14 protein-coding genes and 1 other RNA gene are annotated in these 20,070 nt (G+C 56.9%); 7 read left to right on the top strand and 8 right to left on the bottom strand.

The window, feature by feature from the left end; genetic code table 11:
- Window positions 1-181: 181 nt before the first annotated feature.
- The 4 genes from guaD to xdhA form a co-directional block, all read right to left on the bottom strand.
- Complete coding sequence (guaD, locus tag V5E99_RS23190; RefSeq protein WP_499804577.1) at window positions 182-1,486, bottom strand: guanine deaminase; 1,305 nt, start codon at window positions 1,484-1,486, stop codon at window positions 182-184.
- Between the two features lie 8 nt (window positions 1,487-1,494).
- Complete coding sequence (xdhC, locus tag V5E99_RS23185) at window positions 1,495-2,337, bottom strand: xanthine dehydrogenase accessory protein XdhC (protein WP_499804576.1); 843 nt, start codon at window positions 2,335-2,337, stop codon at window positions 1,495-1,497.
- 136 nt (window positions 2,338-2,473) lie between these two features.
- The gene (gene xdhB / locus V5E99_RS23180) at window positions 2,474-4,873 is read right to left on the bottom strand and encodes a xanthine dehydrogenase molybdopterin binding subunit (RefSeq protein ID WP_499804575.1); all 2,400 of its coding nucleotides are present in this window, start codon (window positions 4,871-4,873) and stop codon (window positions 2,474-2,476) included.
- Window positions 4,866-6,320: a xanthine dehydrogenase small subunit gene (xdhA, locus tag V5E99_RS23175; protein ID WP_499804574.1), complete on the bottom strand. Its 1,455-nt coding sequence runs from the start codon at window positions 6,318-6,320 to the stop codon at window positions 4,866-4,868. Before xdhA ends, xdhB begins: the two co-directional genes overlap by 8 nt.
- 266 nt (window positions 6,321-6,586) lie before the next feature.
- On the opposite strand from xdhA, the gene V5E99_RS23170 reads away from it, so the two are divergent.
- The 7 genes from V5E99_RS23170 to V5E99_RS23140 all read left to right on the top strand — a co-directional run bounded on the left by V5E99_RS23170 (window position 6,587) and on the right by V5E99_RS23140 (window position 17,194).
- Window positions 6,587-7,246, top strand: a complete 660-nt coding sequence (locus V5E99_RS23170; protein WP_499804573.1) for a GntR family transcriptional regulator — start codon at window positions 6,587-6,589, stop codon at window positions 7,244-7,246.
- Window positions 7,247-7,248: 2 nt separating this feature from the next.
- Entirely contained in the window at window positions 7,249-10,737 is a 3,489-nt protein-coding gene (gene smc / locus V5E99_RS23165; protein WP_499804572.1) for a chromosome segregation protein SMC, read from the top strand.
- Window positions 10,738-10,995: 258 nt separating this feature from the next.
- Entirely contained in the window at window positions 10,996-11,850 is an 855-nt protein-coding gene (zipA, locus tag V5E99_RS23160; RefSeq protein ID WP_499804571.1) for a cell division protein ZipA, read from the top strand.
- Between the two features lie 151 nt (window positions 11,851-12,001).
- The gene (ligA, locus tag V5E99_RS23155; protein WP_499804570.1) at window positions 12,002-14,359 is read left to right on the top strand and encodes an NAD-dependent DNA ligase LigA; all 2,358 of its coding nucleotides are present in this window, start codon (window positions 12,002-12,004) and stop codon (window positions 14,357-14,359) included.
- 150 nt (window positions 14,360-14,509) lie between these two features.
- Complete coding sequence (locus V5E99_RS23150) at window positions 14,510-15,673, top strand: zinc-binding metallopeptidase family protein (RefSeq protein ID WP_499804569.1); 1,164 nt, start codon at window positions 14,510-14,512, stop codon at window positions 15,671-15,673.
- Window positions 15,674-15,874: 201 nt separating this feature from the next.
- Window positions 15,875-15,971: signal recognition particle sRNA small type (gene ffs / locus V5E99_RS23145), an RNA gene on the top strand.
- Between the two features lie 989 nt (window positions 15,972-16,960).
- Window positions 16,961-17,194, top strand: coding sequence for a carbon storage regulator (locus V5E99_RS23140; protein WP_499804568.1), 234 nt, complete (start codon window positions 16,961-16,963; stop codon window positions 17,192-17,194).
- Window positions 17,195-17,271: 77 nt separating this feature from the next.
- Here the strand turns inward: V5E99_RS23140 and V5E99_RS23135 are convergent, their stop codons facing one another.
- From V5E99_RS23135 to V5E99_RS23120, 4 genes are all read right to left on the bottom strand, one after another.
- Window positions 17,272-18,198, bottom strand: a complete 927-nt coding sequence (locus V5E99_RS23135) for an FRG domain-containing protein (protein WP_499804567.1) — start codon at window positions 18,196-18,198, stop codon at window positions 17,272-17,274.
- A gap of 145 nt (window positions 18,199-18,343) precedes the next feature.
- Entirely contained in the window at window positions 18,344-18,703 is a 360-nt protein-coding gene (locus tag V5E99_RS23130) for a hypothetical protein (RefSeq protein WP_499804566.1), read from the bottom strand.
- A gap of 53 nt (window positions 18,704-18,756) precedes the next feature.
- On the bottom strand, window positions 18,757-19,134 hold the full coding sequence (locus V5E99_RS23125; RefSeq protein ID WP_499804565.1) for a hypothetical protein: 378 nt from the start codon (window positions 19,132-19,134) through the stop codon (window positions 18,757-18,759).
- 78 nt (window positions 19,135-19,212) lie between these two features.
- Window positions 19,213-20,070: abortive infection family protein (locus V5E99_RS23120; protein ID WP_499804564.1), on the bottom strand; the 858-nt coding region annotated here is incomplete at its 5' end.

The raw sequence follows: 20,070 nt of genomic DNA, 5'->3' as shown, positions 1-20,070 counted from the left end.
GGAAAAGATCGCAGCCTCGTTTTACTCGACAGCTCCTACAGGTGCACCGCAATTACATGCGGGAGCGGTGTAGGAGCCGTCGAGTAAAACGAGGCTGCGATCTTTTGATCTCACCGACAAGCAATAAAAAATCCCCCGCAACCATCGATTGCGGGGGATTTTTTTTTATGCCCGGAAAACCTTAACGCTGATGCACCAGATTCCCCGCCGCATACGTCTGCAACACCGTCCGGTCATCCCCTAGCGTCATCAACACAAACAACGTCTCGGCAATGTTATTGGCCTGCTTCAAGCGATAGCCGAGCAACGGAGTGGCGTTGTAATCCAGCACCAGGAAATCCGCGTCAGTGCCGGCATGCAAGGTCCCGATCTTGTCTTCCAGCCGCAGCGCCCGTGCGCCGCCGAGGGTCGCCAGGTACAGGGATTTGAACGGGCTCAGCCGCGCACCCTGCAACTGCATCACTTTGTACGCTTCGTTCAACGTTTGCAGCAGCGAGAAACTGGTGCCGCCACCCACGTCAGTCCCGAGGCCGACATTCAATTTGTGCTTCTCGGCCATCGGCAGGTTGAACAAACCGCTACCAAGGAAGAAGTTCGAGGTCGGGCAGAAAGCAATCGCCGAGCCGGTTTCCGCCAGTCGCGCGCACTCGTCGTCGCACAGGTGTACGCCGTGGGCGAACACCGAGCGCTCGCCCAGCAACTGATAGTGATCGTAAACGTCCAGGTAGCCCTTGCGCTCAGGGAACAGCTCCTTGACCCACTCGACTTCCTTCAGGTTTTCGCTGATGTGGGTCTGCATGTACAGGTCTGGGTATTCGCCGAGCAACTGGCCGGCGAGGGTCAATTGTTCCGGGGTGCTGGTGGGGGCGAAGCGCGGGGTGACCGCGTAGTGCAAACGACCCTTGCCGTGCCAGCGCTCGATCAGTGCCTTGCTCTCGACGTAGCTGGATTCGGCGGTGTCGGTCAGGTAGTCCGGCGCGTTGCGGTCCATCATCACCTTGCCGGCGATCATCCGCAGATCCAGTTGCTGCGCCGCTTCGAAGAACGAGTTCACCGATTGCGGGTGCACGCTGCCGAACACCAGCGCGGTGGTGGTGCCGTTGCGCAGCAGTTCCTTGATGAAAATATCCGCCACTTCATCGGCGTGAGCCTTGTCGGCGAACTGGCTTTCGCACGGGAAGGTGTAGGTGTTGAGCCAGTCCAGCAGTTGCTCGCCATGCGCGCCGACCATGCCGGTTTGCGGCAGGTGGATGTGGGTGTCGATCAGGCCCGGAGTGATCAGCGCATCCTGGTAATGGGTGATCTCAATGTCTGCCGGCAGCGTCGCCAGTAGCTCGGTGGCGTGACCGATGGCGCTGATCTTGCCGTTTTCGACCACCAGCAAGCCGTCCTCGAAATACTCGTAGGAGGCTTCGATCCCCACTTCAGCGGGGTCGGCGATGCTGTGCAGGATGGCGGCGCGGTAGGCTTTGCGAGTCAAAGGCATGTTGGTTCTCAATTGTTGGCTTGGCTGCGGCGTGACGCGGGCAGCAGTTTGGCAATCGGTTCGGCGCTGGCGGTGTGCTGGCCGAAATTCGCGTTATAGGTGGCGATGATTTCGCCGGCGATGGAGATGGCGATTTCCACAGGCAATTTGCCTTTGACTTCGCCAAGGCCCATCGGGCATCGCATACGTTGCAGCACGGCGTTGTCGAAACCACGATCACGCAGGCGATGTTCGAATTTGACCCGTTTGGTCTTCGAACCGATCAGGCCGAAGTAGGTAAAGTCGTTGCGCTTGAGGATTGCGGCGGTGAGTTCGAGGTCGAGCTGATGATTGTGGGTCATGACGATGCAGTAGCTGCCGACGGGCAGGTCATCGATTTCATCCACAGGCTCTTCGGCGACGATTTTACGCACGCCGTGGGGAATCTGTTCCGGGAACTCCGCGTCCCGCGAGTCGATCCAGCGCACCCGGCAGGGCAGGCTCGCGAGCAGCGGCACCAGCGCCCGGCCGACATGGCCGGCACCGAACACGGCGATCTGCGCCTGGACCTGGCCCATGGGTTCGAACAGCAACACGGTCACGCCGCCGCAGCATTGGCCCAGGCTGGCGCCGAGGCTGAAGCGCTCCAGGTGGGTGTCCTGCTTGCCGCTCGCGAGCATCTCGCGGCCGATCTGCATGGCCTTGTATTCCAGGTGCCCGCCACCGATGGTGTCGAAGGTCTGGGTGGCGCTGATGACCATCTTCGAACCGGCATTGCGCGGCGTCGAGCCGAGCTCTTCGATGATGGTCACCAACACGCAGGGTTCACCCTGGGATTGCAGGTCGGCGAGGGCGTCGATCCAGTTGTACATGTTTCACCTCGACATCTGTGTTGTCTGTTCGGGCCTCTTCGCGGGCAAGCCTCGCTCCTACGGGAAGGGTGACGTTCGCAAGATCACCGTAAACCCGTAGGAGCGAGGCTTGCCCGCGAAGGCCACGCCTCGGTCCTTAAAGCGAAGCCAACTCCGGCTCAGCCTCGACAGCCTTCGCCACCTTCAACTGCCGCATCTGCTCGCAACCCCACAACACCCGCTCCGGGGTCGCCGGCGCATCGATGTTCGGTTGATGCTTGTAGTCGCCCAGACTCGCCACCGCATCCTTGATCGCACACCACGAGGCGATACCGAGCATGAACGGCGGCTCGCCCACAGCCTTGGAATGGAACACCGTGTCTTCCGGGTTCTTGCGGTTTTCCACCAGCTTCACCCGCAGGTCCAGCGGCATGTCCGCCACGGCCGGGATCTTGTAGCTCGCCGGGCCGTTGGTCATCAGTTTGCCTTTGTTGTTCCACACCAGTTCTTCCATGGTCAGCCAGCCCATGCCCTGGATGAAACCGCCCTCGACCTGACCGATGTCGATGGCCGGGTTCAGCGAGGCGCCGACGTCGTGAAGAATGTCGGTACGGAGCATTTTGTATTCGCCGGTCAAGGTGTCGACGATCACCTCGCAGCACGCCGCGCCAAAGGCGTAGTAGTAGAACGGACGCCCCCGGGCCTGGCTGCGGTCGTAGAAGATTTTCGGGGTCTTGTAGAACCCGGTGCTCGACAGCGAAACCTGAGCGAAGTACGCCTGCTGGATCAGCGCTTCAAAGGTCAGGATGTGATCGCGAACCCGCACGTGGCCATTGTGGAACTCCACGTCTTCTTCGCTGACCTTGTAGTGCCTCGCGGCGAATTCCACCAGGCGTTGCTTGATGATTTCAGCGGCGTTCTGCGCGGCTTTACCGTTGAGGTCGGCGCCACTGGACGCGGCGGTTGGCGAGGTGTTGGGCACCTTGTCGGTGTTGGTCGCGGTGATCTGCACGCGGTCCATTTCCACCTGGAACACTTCGGCCACGACCTGCGCGACTTTGGTGTTCAGGCCCTGGCCCATTTCGGTGCCGCCGTGGTTCAGGTGGATGCTGCCGTCGGTGTAGACGTGCACCAGCGCACCGGCCTGGTTGAGGAAACTTGCGGTGAAGGAAATGCCGAATTTCACCGGGGTCAGCGCCAGGCCTTTTTTCAGGATCGGGCTGTTGGCGTTGTAGCGACGGATCGCTTCGCGGCGCTCGTAGTACTGGCTGCTTTCTTCCAGTTCGGCGGTCATCTCTTCGAGCATGTTGTGCTCGACGGTCTGGTAGTAATGGGTGACGTTGCGTTCGGTCTTGCCGTAGTAGTTGGCCTTACGCACTGCCAGCGGATCGAGGGCCAGATGCCGGGCGATGGCGTCCATCACTTCTTCGATGGCGACCATGCCTTGGGGGCCGCCGAAGCCACGGTAAGCGGTATTCGACGCGGTGTTGGTCTTGCAGCGGTGACCGTTGATGGTCGCGTCGCCCAGGTAGTACGAGTTGTCGGCGTGGAACATGGCGCGGTCGACAATCGACGCCGACAGGTCCGGCGAGCAACCGCAGTTGCCGGCCAGTTCCAGGGCGATGCCGTGCAGGCGACCGGTGCTGTCAAAGCCCACGTCGTACTCGACGTAGAACGGGTGACGCTTGCCGGTCATCAGCATGTCTTCGACCCGTGGCAGGCGCATTTTGGTCGGCTGGCCGGTGAGGTGCGCGATCACGGCACACAGGCACGCCGGGCTCGCGGCCTGGGTTTCCTTGCCACCGAAACCACCGCCCATGCGGCGCATGTCGACGACGATTTTGTTCATCGATACATCGAGAACTTCGGCCACCAGTTTCTGCACTTCGGTCGGGTTCTGCGTGGAGCAGTAGACGATCATCCCACCGTCTTCGGTCGGCATCACCGAAGAGATCTGGGTTTCCAGGTAGAAGTGTTCCTGGCCGCCGATGTGCAGCGTGCCTTGAATGCGATGTTCGGCTGTCGCCAGAGCCCCGGCCGAATCGCCGCGCTGGTGAGTGTGGCTGTCGAGTACGAAGTGGCGCTTTCTTAAGGCCTCGACGACGTCCAGAACCGGTTCCAGATCTTCGTATTCGATGATCGCCGCCATCGCGGCCTTGCGTGCGGTTTCCAGATCTTTCGCCGCCACGGCGAGCACCGGCTGCCCGACGAATTGCACGTCATCGATAGCCAACAACGGATCGCCCGGCAGCAGGGGGCCGATGTCTTTCAGGCCCGGCACGTCTTCGTGGGTGATGGCGATGCGCACGCCTTCGAAGGCGTAGCACGGCTGGGTGTCGATGCTGATGATCTTCGCGTGGGCGCGGTCCGACAGCCGTGCATACACGTGCAACTGATTGGGGAATTCCAGCCGATCGTCGATGTACTGCGCTTCACCGGACACGTGCTTGGCGGCGCTGTCGTGCTTGACGCTGCGGCCGACACCGGTGGTCAGGTCCTTGGCGAACAATTCAGCCAGTTCGGCTTGGGTCTTCTCTACAGCGTGATGATTAGACATAAGCGGTCACCCGAGTCTCGATGTGCGGCGTTTGCAGTTCGATGAAGTATTTGCGCAGCAGGTTTTGTGCGCTGAGCAGGCGATATTCCTTGCTGGCGCGGAAGTCCGAGAGCGGCGTGAAATCTTCGGCCAGGGCGGCGCAGGCGCGTTCGACCAACGCGCTGTTGAACGGCGCGCCGATCAGCACGGTTTCGCAATGGGCGGCGCGTTTCGGGATCGCAGCCATGCCGCCGAACGCGATGCGGGCGTCGGTAATGACACCGTTTTCCACGCGCAGATTGAACGCGGCGCAGACGGCGGAGATGTCGTCGTCCAGGCGCTTGGAAACCTTGTACGCACGGAACAATTGTTCGGCGCTGGCACGGGGCACGATGATCTTTTCGATGAACTCGCTTTCCTGACGCGCCGTCACTTTGTAATCGATGAAGTAATCGTCCAGGTTCAGGGTGCGTCGGGTTTCACCCTTGCACAACACAACCTGTGCACCGAGCGCGATCAGCAGCGGTGGCGAATCACCAATCGGCGAGGCGTTGCCGATGTTGCCGCCCAGGGTGCCCTGGTTGCGGATTTGCAGCGACGCGAAACGGTGCAGCAGTTCGCCGAAGTCCGGGTACTCGGCGTTCAGCGCTTCGTAGCAATCGGACAGTGCGGTGGCCGCGCCGATTTCGATGCGGTCGTCGAAGGTTTCGATGCGCTTCATCTCGGCGACGTTGCCGACGTAGATCATCACCGGCAGGGTGCGGTGGAATTGCGTGACTTCCAGTGCCAGGTCCGTACCGCCGGCCAGCAGGCGAGCCTGTGGATACGCGTCGTAGAGGTCGGCCAGATCAGCGACGGTCAGCGGCACCAGGCAGCGTTTGTCGCCACTGTTGAGTTCGCCGATGTCGGTGGGGGCGATGGCTTTCAGGCGGGCGATGGTGTCGGCCTCGCGGGCGTCGAACTGGTCCGGTTGCTTGGCGCAGCAGGATTGTTCGGCGGCTTGCAGGATCGGCCGATAGCCGGTGCAACGGCAGAGGTTGCCGGCCAGGGCTTCGTGGGCTTTATGGGAGTCGGGTGCGTCGCTGTTCTTTTGCAGCGCGAACAGCGACATCACGAAGCCCGGCGTACAGAAGCCGCACTGCGAACCGTGGCACTCGACCATGGCTTTTTGCACGCTGTGCAATTCGCCTTTGTGCTTCAAGTCTTCGACGCTGATCAATTGTTTGCCGTGCAGCGACGACACGAACGTCAGGCACGAGTTGAGGCTGCGATAGCGAATGTGTTCGCGGCCGTCGTCATCCGTTTGCAACTCGCCGACCACCACGGTGCACGCGCCGCAGTCACCGCTGGCGCAGCCTTCTTTGGTGCCGGGTTTGCCCACATGGTCGCGCAAGTAATTGAGCACGGTCAGGTTCGGGTCCAGGGCGTGCTCGCTACGGAGTTCCTGGTTAAGTAAAAACTGGATCACGGAAGGCCTCGCAGACTCATTATTGTTGTTAACCGATTGCAACCGAATTTATCAGGTCTGACTTTTCGGTCAATGGTTTTCTGACTTAAAGGTCAGGAAATCACATTTTGTCGATCAACAGCGCGTTCCATCAGTATTAACCCTGACGAGATAGTCTGCTTTTTGCTTAATTCGTGCCAAAAACCGCCGGGTGGGCACTCCGCCATGACGTACCAATTGCGCTACACTGCGCCGCTTGTGCAGATCGAAGAGTTTGAAGGACAACCATGACGTTCAAGGCGCCGGACAGCCTCGCCGAGCAAATTGCTCACCACCTCGCCGAACGTATCATTCGCGGCGAAATGAAGCCGGGAGAGCGCATCCAGGAACAGAAGGTCACGCTGGCCCTCAATGTCAGTCGCGGTTCGGTCCGTGAGGCTTTGCTGATTCTTGAGCGCCGCCACCTGATCGCGATCCTGCCGCGACGTGGCGCCCACGTGACCGAACTCACCGCGCACAAGATCCAGAGCCTGTGCACGCTGATGAGCGAGTTGTACATCTTGCTCGGCAACGCCGTGGCCACTGGCTGGCAAGTCCAGGCCGACCTCGCGCCGTTCGTGCAGATCCAGCAGCGCCTGGCCGCCAGCTACGAGCGCCAGGACATCCGCACGTTCGTCGACGACAGTTTCAGTGTGATGCGCGCCGCGTACCCGTTCGCCAACAACCCGTACTTGCAGGAAACCGTCGAGAATCTGCAGCCGGCCATGAGCCGTGCGTATTTCCTCGCCCTGGAACAGCGCAAGGCCGAAATGAGCGAGTTTCTGGAACTGTTCGAGCGCCTGCTCGCGGCAGTGATCGCCCGTGACTTTCCGCAGATTCGCGAAGTGCTGACGGCGTACGCCCAGCGCAGTTGCGATCTGGTGGTTTCCGCCCTGACGGACGCTTAAGCGTGCGGCTCAAGTGCATCAAGCTGGCGGGGTTCAAATCCTTCGTCGACCCGACCACCGTGAACTTCCCCAGTAACATGGCGGCAGTGGTCGGGCCCAATGGTTGCGGCAAGTCGAACATCATCGACGCCGTGCGTTGGGTGATGGGCGAGAGCTCGGCCAAGAACCTGCGCGGCGAGTCGATGACCGACGTCATCTTCAACGGCTCCACCAGTCGCAAACCGGTGAGCCAGGCGAGCATCGAACTGGTGTTCGACAATTCCGACGGCACCCTGCTGGGCGAGTACGCCGCCTATGCGGAAATCTCCATTCGCCGCAAAGTGACCCGCGACAGCCAGACTTCTTACTACCTCAACGGCACCAAATGCCGTCGTCGCGACATTACCGATATTTTCCTCGGCACTGGCCTGGGCCCGCGCAGCTACTCGATTATCGAGCAGGGGATGATCTCCAAGCTGATCGAGTCCAAGCCTGAAGACCTGCGTAACTTTATTGAAGAAGCGGCCGGCATCTCCAAGTACAAGGAACGCCGCCGCGAGACTGAAAACCGCATCCGCCGCACCCATGAAAACCTGGCGCGCCTGACCGACTTGCGCGAAGAGCTGGAGCGTCAACTTGAGCGCTTGCACCGCCAGGCCGAGTCCGCCAAGAAGTATCAGGAATACAAGGGCGAGGAGCGTCAGCTCAAGGCCCAATTGTCGGCCCTGCGCTGGCAGGCGTTGAACGAGCAGGTCGGTCAGCGTGAAGCAATCATCGGCACCCAGGAAATCACGTTCGAAGCCCTGGTCGCCGAGCAGCGCAACGCCGATGCCGCCATCGAACGCCTGCGTGACGGTCATCACGACCTGTCCGAGCGCTTCAATCTGGTGCAGGGGCGCTTCTATTCGGTCGGCGGCGACATCGCCCGGGTCGAGCAAAGCATCCAGCACGGCCAGCAGCGTTTGCGTCAGTTGCAGGACGATCTGAAAGAAGCCGAACGCGCGCGTCTGGAAACCGAATCGCATTTGGGCCATGACCGCACGTTGCTGCTGACCCTTGGCGAAGAGCTGGACATGCTTACCCCGGAACAGGAAGTCACCAGCGCCGCCGCCGAAGAGGCCGCCGCCGCGCTGGAAGAATCCGAAACCACCATGCACGGCTGGCAGGAGCAGTGGGACACCTTCAACCTCACGGCCGCCGAGCCCCGTCGTCAATCGGAAGTGCAGCAGTCGCGAATCCAGCAGCTGGAAACCAGCATGGAGCGCTTGGCTGATCGGCAAAAGCGTTTGGGCGAAGAGCGTGCGTTGCTTTCGGCGGACCCGGAAGACGCGGCGATCATGGACCTCAGCGAGCAGCTCGCTGAATCCGAAGCGACGCTTGAGGATTTGCAGACCAGTGAACAAGCTCAGGTCGAAAAGCTTGAACAATTGCGTCAGGAATTGCAGCACGCGCTGACGGCGCAGCAACAGGCCCAGGGTGATTTGCAGCGCCTCAACGGGCGTCTCGCCTCCCTTGAAGCCTTGCAGCAAGCCGCGCTCGATCCGGGCACCGGCACCGCCGAATGGTTGCGTGAACAAAACCTCGCGCAGCGTCCGCGCCTGGCCGAAGGCCTGAAGGTTGAGGCCGGTTGGGAGCTGGCGGTGGAAACCGTGCTCGGCGCCGACCTGCAAGCGGTGCTGGTGGATGACTTCGGCGATTTCGATCTGGCCGGGTTTACCCAGGGCGATTTGCGCTTGCTCAGCCCGGCCAGCGACGGCGTGCGGGTGGCGGGAAGTTTGCTCGACAAGGTTGAGGCGCAGATCGATCTGTCGCCGTGGCTGGGCCAGGTCAAACCGGTGGAGAGTCTTGAGCAGGCGTTGGCGTCGCGCGGCCAATTGGCAGCCGGTGAAAGCCTGATCAGCCGCGACGGTTACTGGGTGGGTCGGCACTTTTTGCGCGTGCGCCGGGCCAGTGAAGCGGAAAGCGGCGTGCTCGCCCGTGGCCAGGAAATCCAGCAACTGGGCCTTGAGCGCGAAGAGCGCGAAGCGTTGGTCGAAACCCTTGAAACCCAGCTTCAAACCCTCCGGGCGCAACAGCGTCAACAGGAAAACGGTCGCGAACATCTGCGTCGTTTACTGCAGGACGAAGCCCGTCAGCAAGGCGAATTGAAAGCGCAGTTGTCGGCCGGGAAAGCCAAGGCTGAACAACTGACGTTGCGTCGCACCCGTCTCGACGAAGAACTCATCGAGCTCGGCGAACAGCGCGCACTGGAACACGAAAACATCGGCGAAGCGCGCCTGCAATTGCAGGAAGCCCTCGACGCCATGGCGCTGGACACCGAGCAGCGTGAGTTGCTGCTGGCCCAGCGCGACAGCTTGCGCGAACGCCTCGATCGGGTGCGTCAGGAGGCGCGGCAGCATAAGGATCATGCGCATCAACTGGCGGTACGTCTGGGTTCGCTCAAGGCGCAGCACGACTCGACCCGTCAGGCGCTGGAACGGCTGGAAATGCAGTCCGAGCGCCTGACCGAAAAGCGCGAGCAGTTGAGTTTGAATCTGGAGGAGGGCGAGGCGCCGCTGGAAGAACTGCGCCTCAAACTCGAAGAGTTGCTCGACAAGCGCATGACCGTCGACGAAGAACTCAAGACTGCGCAAATGGCCATGGAAGATGCCGACCGCGAACTGCGTGACGCCGAGAAGCGCCGCAACCAGGCCGAGCAGCAATCGCAATTGATCCGTGGTCAACTTGAACATCAACGCATGGAATGGCAAGCCCTGACCGTGCACCGCAAGACCCTCGAAGATCAGTTGCTGGAAGACGGCTACGACCTCCACGGCGTGATCGCAACCCTGGTGGCCGAGGCCAACGAGAAAGAGGCCGAGGAAGAACTTGAGCGCATTGCCGCGCGTATTGCGCGGCTCGGTGCGATCAACTTGGCGGCCATCGACGAATACACGCAACAATCCGAGCGTAAACGTTATCTGGATGCGCAGAACGACGATTTGGTCGAAGCGCTGGATACCCTGGAAAACGTGATTCGCAAGATCGACAAAGAAACAAGAAACCGCTTCAAAGATACCTTTGATCAGATCAATGCCGGTATTCAGGCACTTTTCCCAAAAGTTTTCGGTGGCGGGCGCGCGTATTTGGAACTGACGGGCGAAGATCTACTCGATACAGGGGTAACGATCATGGCGCAGCCGCCAGGGAAGAAGAACAGCACCATCCATTTGCTCTCCGGTGGCGAAAAAGCCCTGACCGCATTGGCCCTGGTATTTGCCATCTTCAAGTTGAACCCGGCGCCGTTCTGCATGCTCGATGAAGTTGACGCGCCACTGGATGACGCTAACGTTGGACGCTACGCACGATTGGTTAAAGAGATGTCGCAGACGGTGCAGTTCATCTACATCACCCACAACAAGATCGCCATGGAAATGGCCGATCAACTGATGGGGGTGACGATGCACGAACCGGGTTGCTCACGCTTGGTGGCCGTGGATGTCGAGGAGGCGATGGCGATGGTGGAGGCCTGAATCGGCGTTTGTAGGGTAAGTATTTGAGTGTTGTAGGCTTATTTACTTTGCCTTTACTTGCTGGCCAATCGACATATTCGCTCAAGCCATTGTGACAGACGGTGTAAAGTTACCTTTGGTCGTGCTAGTTTAATGTCAATTTTTCGTATACGTGGGCAAAACGCCTGTCAGAACATAGAGTTGGCGCCACGTTTTAAAGCGGTTTGCACGTTGTAAACCCCTTATTTTTCAGCATTTTTTATAGAGGCACGGGATTACATGGAAATCGGTCTGCGCGAGTGGCTGATCGTCATCGGCATTATTGTCATTGCCGGTATTCTTTTCGATGGCTGGCGCCGCATGCGCGGCGGCAAGGGAAAACTGAAATTCCGTCTTGATCGAAGTTTGTCCAACCTGCCGGACGAGGACACCAGCGCCGAGCTGTTGGGCCCGCCACGGGTGCTGGATACCCATAAAGAGCCGCAACTGGACGAGCACGATCTGCCGTCGGTGAGCATGCCGGCCCGGGAGCCCCGTGAGTCGGGTTCCAAACGCGGCAAGCGTAGCCATGGCGAGCCATCCCAGGGCGACATGAACCTCAGCCTGGACCTGGACGGCGGCCCGAGCTTCAGTAGCCGTGACGACGATTTCCCGGATGACACCAAGGCCTCGCCTGCGGTCAGCGACAAAGAGCAGCCGCAAGCCGAAGAAGTGCTGGTGATCAGTGTGATCTGCCGCGACGCTGCCGGCTTCAAGGGCCCGGCGCTGTTGCAAAACATCCTGGAAAGCGGTCTGCGTTTTGGCGAAATGGATATTTTCCACCGTCACGAAAGCATGGCGGGTAACGGTGAAGTGCTGTTCTCCATGGCCAATGCGGTCAAGCCGGGCATCTTTGATCTGGACGATATCGACCACTTCAGCACCCCGGCGGTGAGCTTCTTCCTCGGCCTGCCAGGTCCGCGTCATCCAAAGCAAGCCTTCGATGTGATGGTGGCTGCGGCACGCAAGCTGTCTCAAGAACTGAATGGCGAACTGAAAGACGACCAGCGCAGCGTGCTGACCGCCCAGACGATTGAGCACTACCGTCAGCGCATCGTTGAGTTTGAGCGTCGCGCCTTGACCCAGAAACGCTAAAGTCAAAAGATCGCAGCCTCGTTTCACTCGACAGCTCCTACAGGCATCACGAATGACGGTAGGAGCTGTCGAGTGAAACGAGGCTGCGATCTCTTGATCTTGATGAGATTGAGCAGCCTCGGCTGCTCTTTTGCTTTATGAGAGAACACCCATGACCGCCGCCAAAACCCGCATTCTAGAGCTGCGCGCTGAGCTGGATCAGCACAACTATCGCTATCACGTGATGGATGAGCCGAGTATTCCTGACGCCGAATACGATCGGTTGTTCCACGAGCTCAAGGCTCTCGAAGCCGCCAATCCCGAACTGATCACCAGCGACTCGCCGACCCAGCGTGTCGGCAGTGCGGCGCTGTCGGCGTTCACCCAAGTGCGTCACGAAGTGCCGATGCTCAGCCTCGGCAACGCCTTCGAAGAAACCGACATGCGTGAGTTCGATCGCCGGGTGACCGAAGGCCTCGACTTGCCGGCCGGTGATCTGTTCGGTGGCGGCGCGGCGGTGGAATACAGCTGTGAACCGAAACTCGATGGCCTGGCGGTCAGCCTGTTGTATCAGGACGGCGTGCTGGTGCGCGGCGCCACGCGCGGCGATGGCACCACCGGCGAAGACATCAGCGTCAACGTGCGCACCGTGCGCAACATCCCGCTCAAGCTGCACGGCACTGGCTGGCCGGCGACCCTGGAAGTACGCGGCGAAGTGTTTATGTCCAAGGCCGGTTTCGAGCGGCTCAACGCCACGCAACTGGAAGTCGGCGGCAAGACCTTCGCCAACCCGCGTAACGCGGCGGCCGGCAGCTTGCGCCAACTGGATTCGAAGATCACCGCCAACCGCCCACTGGAATTCTGCTGCTACGGCATCGGCCAGATTTCGGCGGACATCGCCGACACGCACATCGGCAATCTCAAGCAGTTGCAGGCCTGGGGCATGCCGATCAGTCATGAATTGAAACTGGCTCACGGCATCGATGAATGCCTGGATTACTACCGCGACATCGGCGAGCGCCGCAACGCGCTGGCCTATGAAATCGACGGTGTGGTGTTCAAGGTCAATAGCATTGCCTCGCAGCGTGAACTGGGTTTTCGCGCCCGTGAACCGCGTTGGGCGATTGCCCATAAATTCCCGGCGATGGAAGAACTCACCGAGTTGCTCGACGTGGAGTTCCAGGTCGGCCGCACCGGCGCGGTGACGCCGGTGGCGCGCTTGAAGCCGGTCAAGGTGGCCGGCGTGACCGTGGCCAACGCCACGTTGCACAACATGGATGAAGTCGCGCGCCTGGGCTTGATGATTGGCGACACGGTGATCATTCGCCGCGCCGGTGATGTGATCCCGCAAGTGGTGCAAGTGGTCCTTGAGCGTCGTCCGGAAAATGCGCGGCCGGTGCAGATTCCCGAGCAGTGCCCGGTGTGCGGTTCCCACGTGGAGCGCACGCAACTGGTCAAGCGCAGCAAAGGTCGCGAGACCGTCAGCGAGGGCGCGGTGTATCGCTGCGTCGGTCGCCTGGCCTGTGGCGCGCAGTTGAAGCAGGCGATCATTCACTTCGTCTCCCGCCGCGCCATGGACATCGAAGGCCTGGGCGACAAGAGCGTCGAGCAATTGGTGGATGAAGGCTTGGTGAGTTCGCCGGCCGATCTCTACGCCCTGAAGTTCGAAGACATTGTCGACCTGGAAGGTTTTGCCGAGCTGTCGAGCAAAAAACTGCTCAGCGCCATCGACGACAGCAAAAAACCGAGCCTGGCTCGCTTTATCTACGCCCTCGGGATTCCCGACGTCGGCGAAGAGACGGCCAAGGTGCTGGCGCGCTCCCTGGGTTCGCTGGAGCGGGTTCAGCAGGCGCTGCCGCAAGTGTTGACGTACTTGCCGGATGTCGGCCTGGAAGTGGCTTACGAGATCCACAGCTTCTTTGGCGATGGGCACAGCCAGCAAGTGATTGCCCAGTTGCTCAAGCACGGTTTACAGATCCAGGATCAGGGCGAATTGGGCGCGGAGTTTTCCGCCAGCACCACCCTCGGCGGCTTCCTCGACAAGTTGCACATCCCGTCGGTAGGGCCGGGCGGGGCGCAGAAACTCGCGGACAAGTTCGGCTCGCTGCAAGGCGTGTTCGACGCCGACTGGCTGGACATGCGTCAGGCATTGCCGGAGAAGCAGGCGAATTCGGTTCGCGAGTTTTTCGCCGTCGAAGAAAATCGCCGGATTGCTGAAGCGGCGGAAAAGCAGTTGCGTGATTTCGGCATGCACTGGCAGAGCGAGAAGAAAGTCGTCGAAGGCTTGCCGCTGGCCGGGCAGACCTGGGTGCTGACCGGTTCGCTGGAGCTGATGAGCCGCGATGTGGCCAAGGATAAACTTGAGAGCCTTGGCGCCAAGGTGGCGGGTTCGGTGTCGGCCAAGACCCATTGCGTGGTCGCGGGGCCGGGGGCAGGCTCGAAACTGGCCAAGGCCAGCGAGCTGGGTTTGAAGGTGCTGGATGAAGAGGCGTTTGTGGTGTTCCTGAAGAAGTACGGCATCGACGTTTAAGATCGCCAAGATCGCAGCCTTCGGCAGCCGTACAACCCCGTAGGAGCTGCCGAGTGAAACGAGGCTGCGATCTTTTGATTTTATAAAAATGCGGGAACGATCCTGAGGCGCAAATGATCTAGTCTTGGCACCCCTCAGGGAGAGTCCGCCATGTACCGCTTCTTCGAACAGCTCAGTTCCCGCATCGCCGCGCCTTTCATCGGCGAGAGCTCGCGCAACAGCAAGGTCTGGCAGTGTCGCTGCGGGCAATCGTTGTTCTTTCGCAACAGCCAGTGCCTGGCCTGCTCGGCGGCGTTGGGCTATCAGCCGGAACAGAGCCGTTTGTCTTCGCTGCAACCCGGCGCGCAAGCGGACACCTGGCTGCTCGACGCCGATCCCGAGGCTGGTGTGTTCCGCCGTTGTGCCAATCTCGATTCCCCGGCCGCGTGCAACTGGCTGCTTCCCGCCAACGACCACGATGCGCTGTGCATCGCCTGCAGCCTGAATCACACCATCCCGGATCTATCGATACCGGAAAACCCTGAGCGCTGGCGCAAGGTCGAGACGGCCAAGCGGCGTCTGATCGCGCAACTGGTCAGCCTCGGTTTGCAGGTCATCCCTAAGACAGTGGACGAAGAAACCGGCCTGGCTTTCGATTTTGTCGGTGTCGACCTCGAAGGCAAGCCGCCCACCACCGGTCACGCCAACGGTCTGATTACCCTCGATATCAAGGAAGCGGACGACGCCCATCGCGAACAGGTCCGGGTGCAGATGCACGAGCCTTATCGCACATTGCTCGGGCACTTTCGTCACGAAGTTGGCCACTACTACTGGGATCGACTGATCGCCAACAGTCAGTGGCTTGAGCCGGTTCGTGGCCTGTTCGGCGACGAGCGTGCGAGCTATGCCGAGTCCCTGGAGCGGCACTACCAGGACGGTGCGCCGCTGGACTGGCAACAACAGTTCGTCAGTGCCTACGCGACGATGCATCCGTGGGAAGACTGGGCCGAAACCTGGGCTCACTACCTGCACATGATGGACGCCGTGGACACCGCCCTGGGCTTTGGCATGAGCGCCCGGGAAATGGACTTCGATTACCAGCCATTCCCGCTCAGCACGCTCTACGACCCCCAGCATCCTGGCGGCGCGGCGTTCCTGTCGTTCGTCAATGCGTGGATCGAGCTGGCGGGCATGCTCAATGAGTTGTCGCGGAGCATGGGGCAGCCGGATTTCTATCCGTTCGTGCTGCCGTCGGCGGTGATTGCCAAGCTGCACTTTATCCATCTGGTGATCCAGCAGGAGGGCGGCAGGGCGGATGAGGTGTTGGCGCAATAGGGTCAAAAGATCGCAGCCTTCGGCAGCTCCTACAGGTGTACGCCTATTCACGTAGGAGCTGCCGAAGGCTGCGATCTTTTTGGGTCGCCGCATGTCCTTGACGCCGCTCATATTTTTTAATCCGCGCGAACGGTTGTAACTTCGTCTCAGATAGGTACAATGGCGCCGTTCGCCGTCAGGTGAATGTCGTTATGGTGACTCCATCGGTCCCCCCGCAACGATTACCCGTGAACCTGGTCAGAGCCGGAAGGCAGCAGCCACAGCGGGAACATTGTGTGCCGGGGTGTGGCTGGTGGGGTTGCCTCCATCTCCTAAGTCTTTGTTCTAAAAGACTTTTCTTCACCAAAAAACTCAATGTGTGACACCTGTGTAGAACACCTATGTGTTCCATTCGTGAGCGTACATCATCGTGCCCGATAATTCCTGTCCAAGATGCGAGCTAGGCTGTGCGTGGCTGTTTGTCCATGCGGTCTGTGAGGCTCTATGCGTGACACTAGCAATCTCTTTGAGGGGCTGCCGGTGCATAGAGTTGGGGTGGAGTCGGGGTGTCGTTCATCTGGAGCGGCCAGCTATTGAGGGCTGGCCGCTCTGTCAGCGATGAATCAGAAGTCTAAAAGCAGTTGTCGTGGGAGGCTGCGATAGTGCTGGCACACGTTTTCCCAGTGTCCGAACCTGAAACGGCTGTAACGATGGACATAAACGCTCTTGGTGCGGGGTGCTGGTGAACGGCGATTATTACGACGCTGCATGGTGAAATTCCTATACGTGTTGCAAGTGGTGCAATCGTCAGGAAGCGACACCACTCAGCAGCAAGTCGTTGACGTGACCGTCACAACTTAGGCTAAATGCATGCCTTCTCCAGATTCATGCGTATCAGAATGCGTGCTTCGGAATAGTGCGGGTCATGGCGTTACGTTTGGCGACTGAGCGTCATGATCCGTAGAACATCCCTTCTGCTACACCACTACATCTAGTAGTGTTTGCAATCTGTGCACACAAGATAAGGCGTGGTTTTGCTGATTGCAAGGCAACGGTTTGTGGCTGCCTGTGGATAAAGCTGTGGGTTAATCGTGGGTAACTCCCGCTAAGCCCCGTAGATGCGCCGCGTGCTGCTTTTCAACCACTCGTCGCCACCAGCAAGGCTTTTTGAATAAAAGCTCTACAGCGCGCTTTTAGAGCCCTATATGGCATGTTTGAAAACTCTTTTGCTCTCATGTTGAGTTCGATTGGTGATCGCGCGTTGGCGTCTACACTCAAGCTCTCAACCAAGACAGGGAGTAGTCGAACATGGGCAAATTAGTTCTTTCACGTCGTCCTGACGAAAGCCTCAAAATATCCATTAATCCAAATACCGTTGATGTTGACGCGCTTGTTGCTGCTCTCACTAAAGGTATCACCGTAACCTTGGCTGAGATTGAGCATGGGCAGGTGCGCTTAGCTGTTGATGCTCCGAGCTGCATTAGGGTCGACAGGGCAGAGTGGGAAGATGCTGATGCGTTCCATGCGGTGCGTGCTGACTAGCGCTATGCGTTAGAGGCGGCGAAGTGTAGTTAAGCCGTGGTCGGTCGAGTGAGCGCAGCGAACGACTTTAGCCGCCGTTAGAATGCAAATCGTACATCAACATCAGGCGGAGTGCTGACCTTGTTGATCTCGGGCTTGGTGGATATTTGCGGTTTGTTTTTATATTTAAATTTTAGATATTTGGCTGTCGTATCAAGCTCTGGATAAACCTTGTCGTAAGTTATGCCAAGCAACGTTAATGATTCGCGGATGGATGGTTTATTTTTTACTTTGATACGAATTGGTTTGAATCCTGTATCGTCGTAAGTTGCAAGGGTCTCCTTGGATTTGCAAATTCCAAAAAGTAAAAAGGCACCATCTTGATTTATTAGTCTCCTGTTATTTAGTAGTGGCCTGACGCAGATGATAGACTCTAAGTGCTTCCTCTTTATTAAATTTTGGAAATGGGGTTTTTCATGCTTTATTTCATGAAGCAGATATTTTATGTCTGTTTCGTTGTTAAACTGTTTAATGCCGCTCGCTATCTCTGCATCATAATCAAGTTTAGATAAATCCAGTCCGTTACATGGTCGTTTTGCTATATTTGAAATTACACTAACGGTGTCAGAGTCATAATGCTTTATTTTGCTATTGGGGATTTCGAAAATAATAAGTTCGCCGTCATCGCCTTCATATTCGGCATTCTCTTCAGTTGCAAAAAATAAAGCTATGAGTGGGTTGGATGTTATGTCTAGCAATCTAGTTGGTAAGTTGTAGTGTTGCATCTTTACTAGTTTGTCAAAGGTTGACTTTTCAGAGCTAAATTCATTTGGATTTTTTGTTATGTATTCTCTAAAAAGTGTGTCTTCGTTTTGGATGTAATTGTCGCGATCAATAGACGGTGTAATTTTTTCAAAATGTTTTTGTTGGCCTCTAAAGAATAACTCCTTGTCCTGTGCATGTGTTTTAATTTCATTTATAAGATCAAGTAGAGATTGGATGTCTACAATTTCATGTGTGTTCATCGACATTCCTTGAAGAATTTAACGCTAAGCTTGACGATAGTATGTAATTCGCACCTTGGAGATTTTGCTGTGCAAAAGCAGTCCGTAAATTCACGACTTACCAGCTGTCCAGCGCAACAGGCGCGAATTGCAATACCTCGTTAGATTACAGACCAAGAAGGTCACGTATTCCAGCAGCTTGATGCCTTGCTAGTTGGAATAATTCTTTTAGTGAAGGTGAATATTCTTCTATTTGCCAGATAACATAATTATCATCTTGAACAATACAAATACCTAATGAGTCTGTCCAAAAATATGATTCTTCATCGGTAAAATACTTTTGCCTAAGTTCATAGATGCCGATAGTGCGATTTTTATATTGGCATTGAAGATAAAGGGGTATGAAGTTTTCAGTTGCCGTTCTTAGCGAGTATGGAGGCTGCTGAGCGCTCCAGGTAACAGACCTTGCTAAAGTTTCTCGTATAAGTTGGGTGATCAGCTGCTCTTTTTCATTTGTAATATTCATGTTAGTTCCACCGCACATCTTTGGCTAATTGCTGTAGGTAAGTAGTTATTGCGCTAAGATATTGAATATATATCCCAATAACCATCTTCATCAATGCTTTCGCTAATTGCCTGTCTTGTATTTGTGATAAAAGTCTTAATTTTTATTTTGTCAGTTTCGGATAGCTTAGATTCTATGCTTTCAAGTAATCCAATAGCTCTATGAATATTTTCATGAGCTGCCCTAACGCCATCTTGGCTGCTTTGCAAGTTCCTTATTAGCTCTTTAGAAATTCTTTCTAGGTCGGTAACGATTTCAGGAATTCTTGCTTTTCTAATAAAAGACTTACGGATTTCCTTTGCCTCTTGAAGAAGAAGTAAAGTAATTATAAAGCCAAATATTGTAAGAATTGAGGCTAAATCTGTGATCCATTGTGGCAAGTAACTGGTCAATGCTGCTCCGCTCCTCTTTTAATCTAGTGTTGAAATTAAGGGTGCGCCGCTGTGCAGCGTCGCCTCTTGAATAATTTGTTAGCTGCTGACCTTGAGGCGGTTCAAGAGGAATTCAGCGATAACACCAACGGATTCAATGATGCTGTGAGATTCTTCTTGGCTCAATGCTGAGATACATAATCTGCCGTGCCCTGTGCCTTCTTTGTTTCTTACTTTGTTTATTGAGGTGGCCATATTAAATGCTGCTCGCTCGTATTCTTTTATGGCAGCCTCATTCGCCTCTCTAGGGGTTTCAGGAGTCGCCATTTGCAATGCTGCATATGCCTGCCCCATAAGCACTGGAAAGTTTGCATTTGTTGGATGATATCCAAATTTTGTATGAATTATATGCTTTGCTGTCGCTTCAAGTAGGTCTTTGCCTGTGCCAGAAAGTAGGGCTGCATCTTCAGAGCCTCGCTTGGCTCTCTGAGCATAAGTTTGAAGGGCTTCTGTTAGGTGGCGACCATTAAGGTTGTCTAGTATTTTTGGGCGAATATCACCGTGCTCAGATAAGGAGTAACTCTCAGAATCAAAGGCGCTTATTGCATTTAATATCTGCTCTTTGCCAACAAAATTTGGGGATGTTTCTCGAAAACCACCAACAGCCTTGACCTGCGACAGAATTAAGGCAATTAGCTTACTCCCACCTTGTGGATTATTTTCTATTGCCCAATTAAGCACTGCACGAATTCTTTTAGCTTTGCCTACAGTCTGGCCTTGGGCTTTCGGGTCAGCCGATGTTAGCCCAGCCTTGCCGATTTGTACTTCAAGGTCATAGTGGGTTGGTTCTCTTGATTCAACTTGAGCATCATCAATGAGCTTGGATATTGAAACTATGATCAAGTCAGATATTGGCAATTCCATATTCTTGTTAATTCTCTGATGTATTGCGGCTAA

It is taken from the genome of Janthinobacterium sp. LPB2021202312-11-4, from assembly GCF_037049705.1.
GTDB lineage: Bacteria > Pseudomonadota > Gammaproteobacteria > Pseudomonadales > Pseudomonadaceae > Aquipseudomonas.
This window is presented reverse-complemented; position numbering and strand designations above follow the sequence as displayed.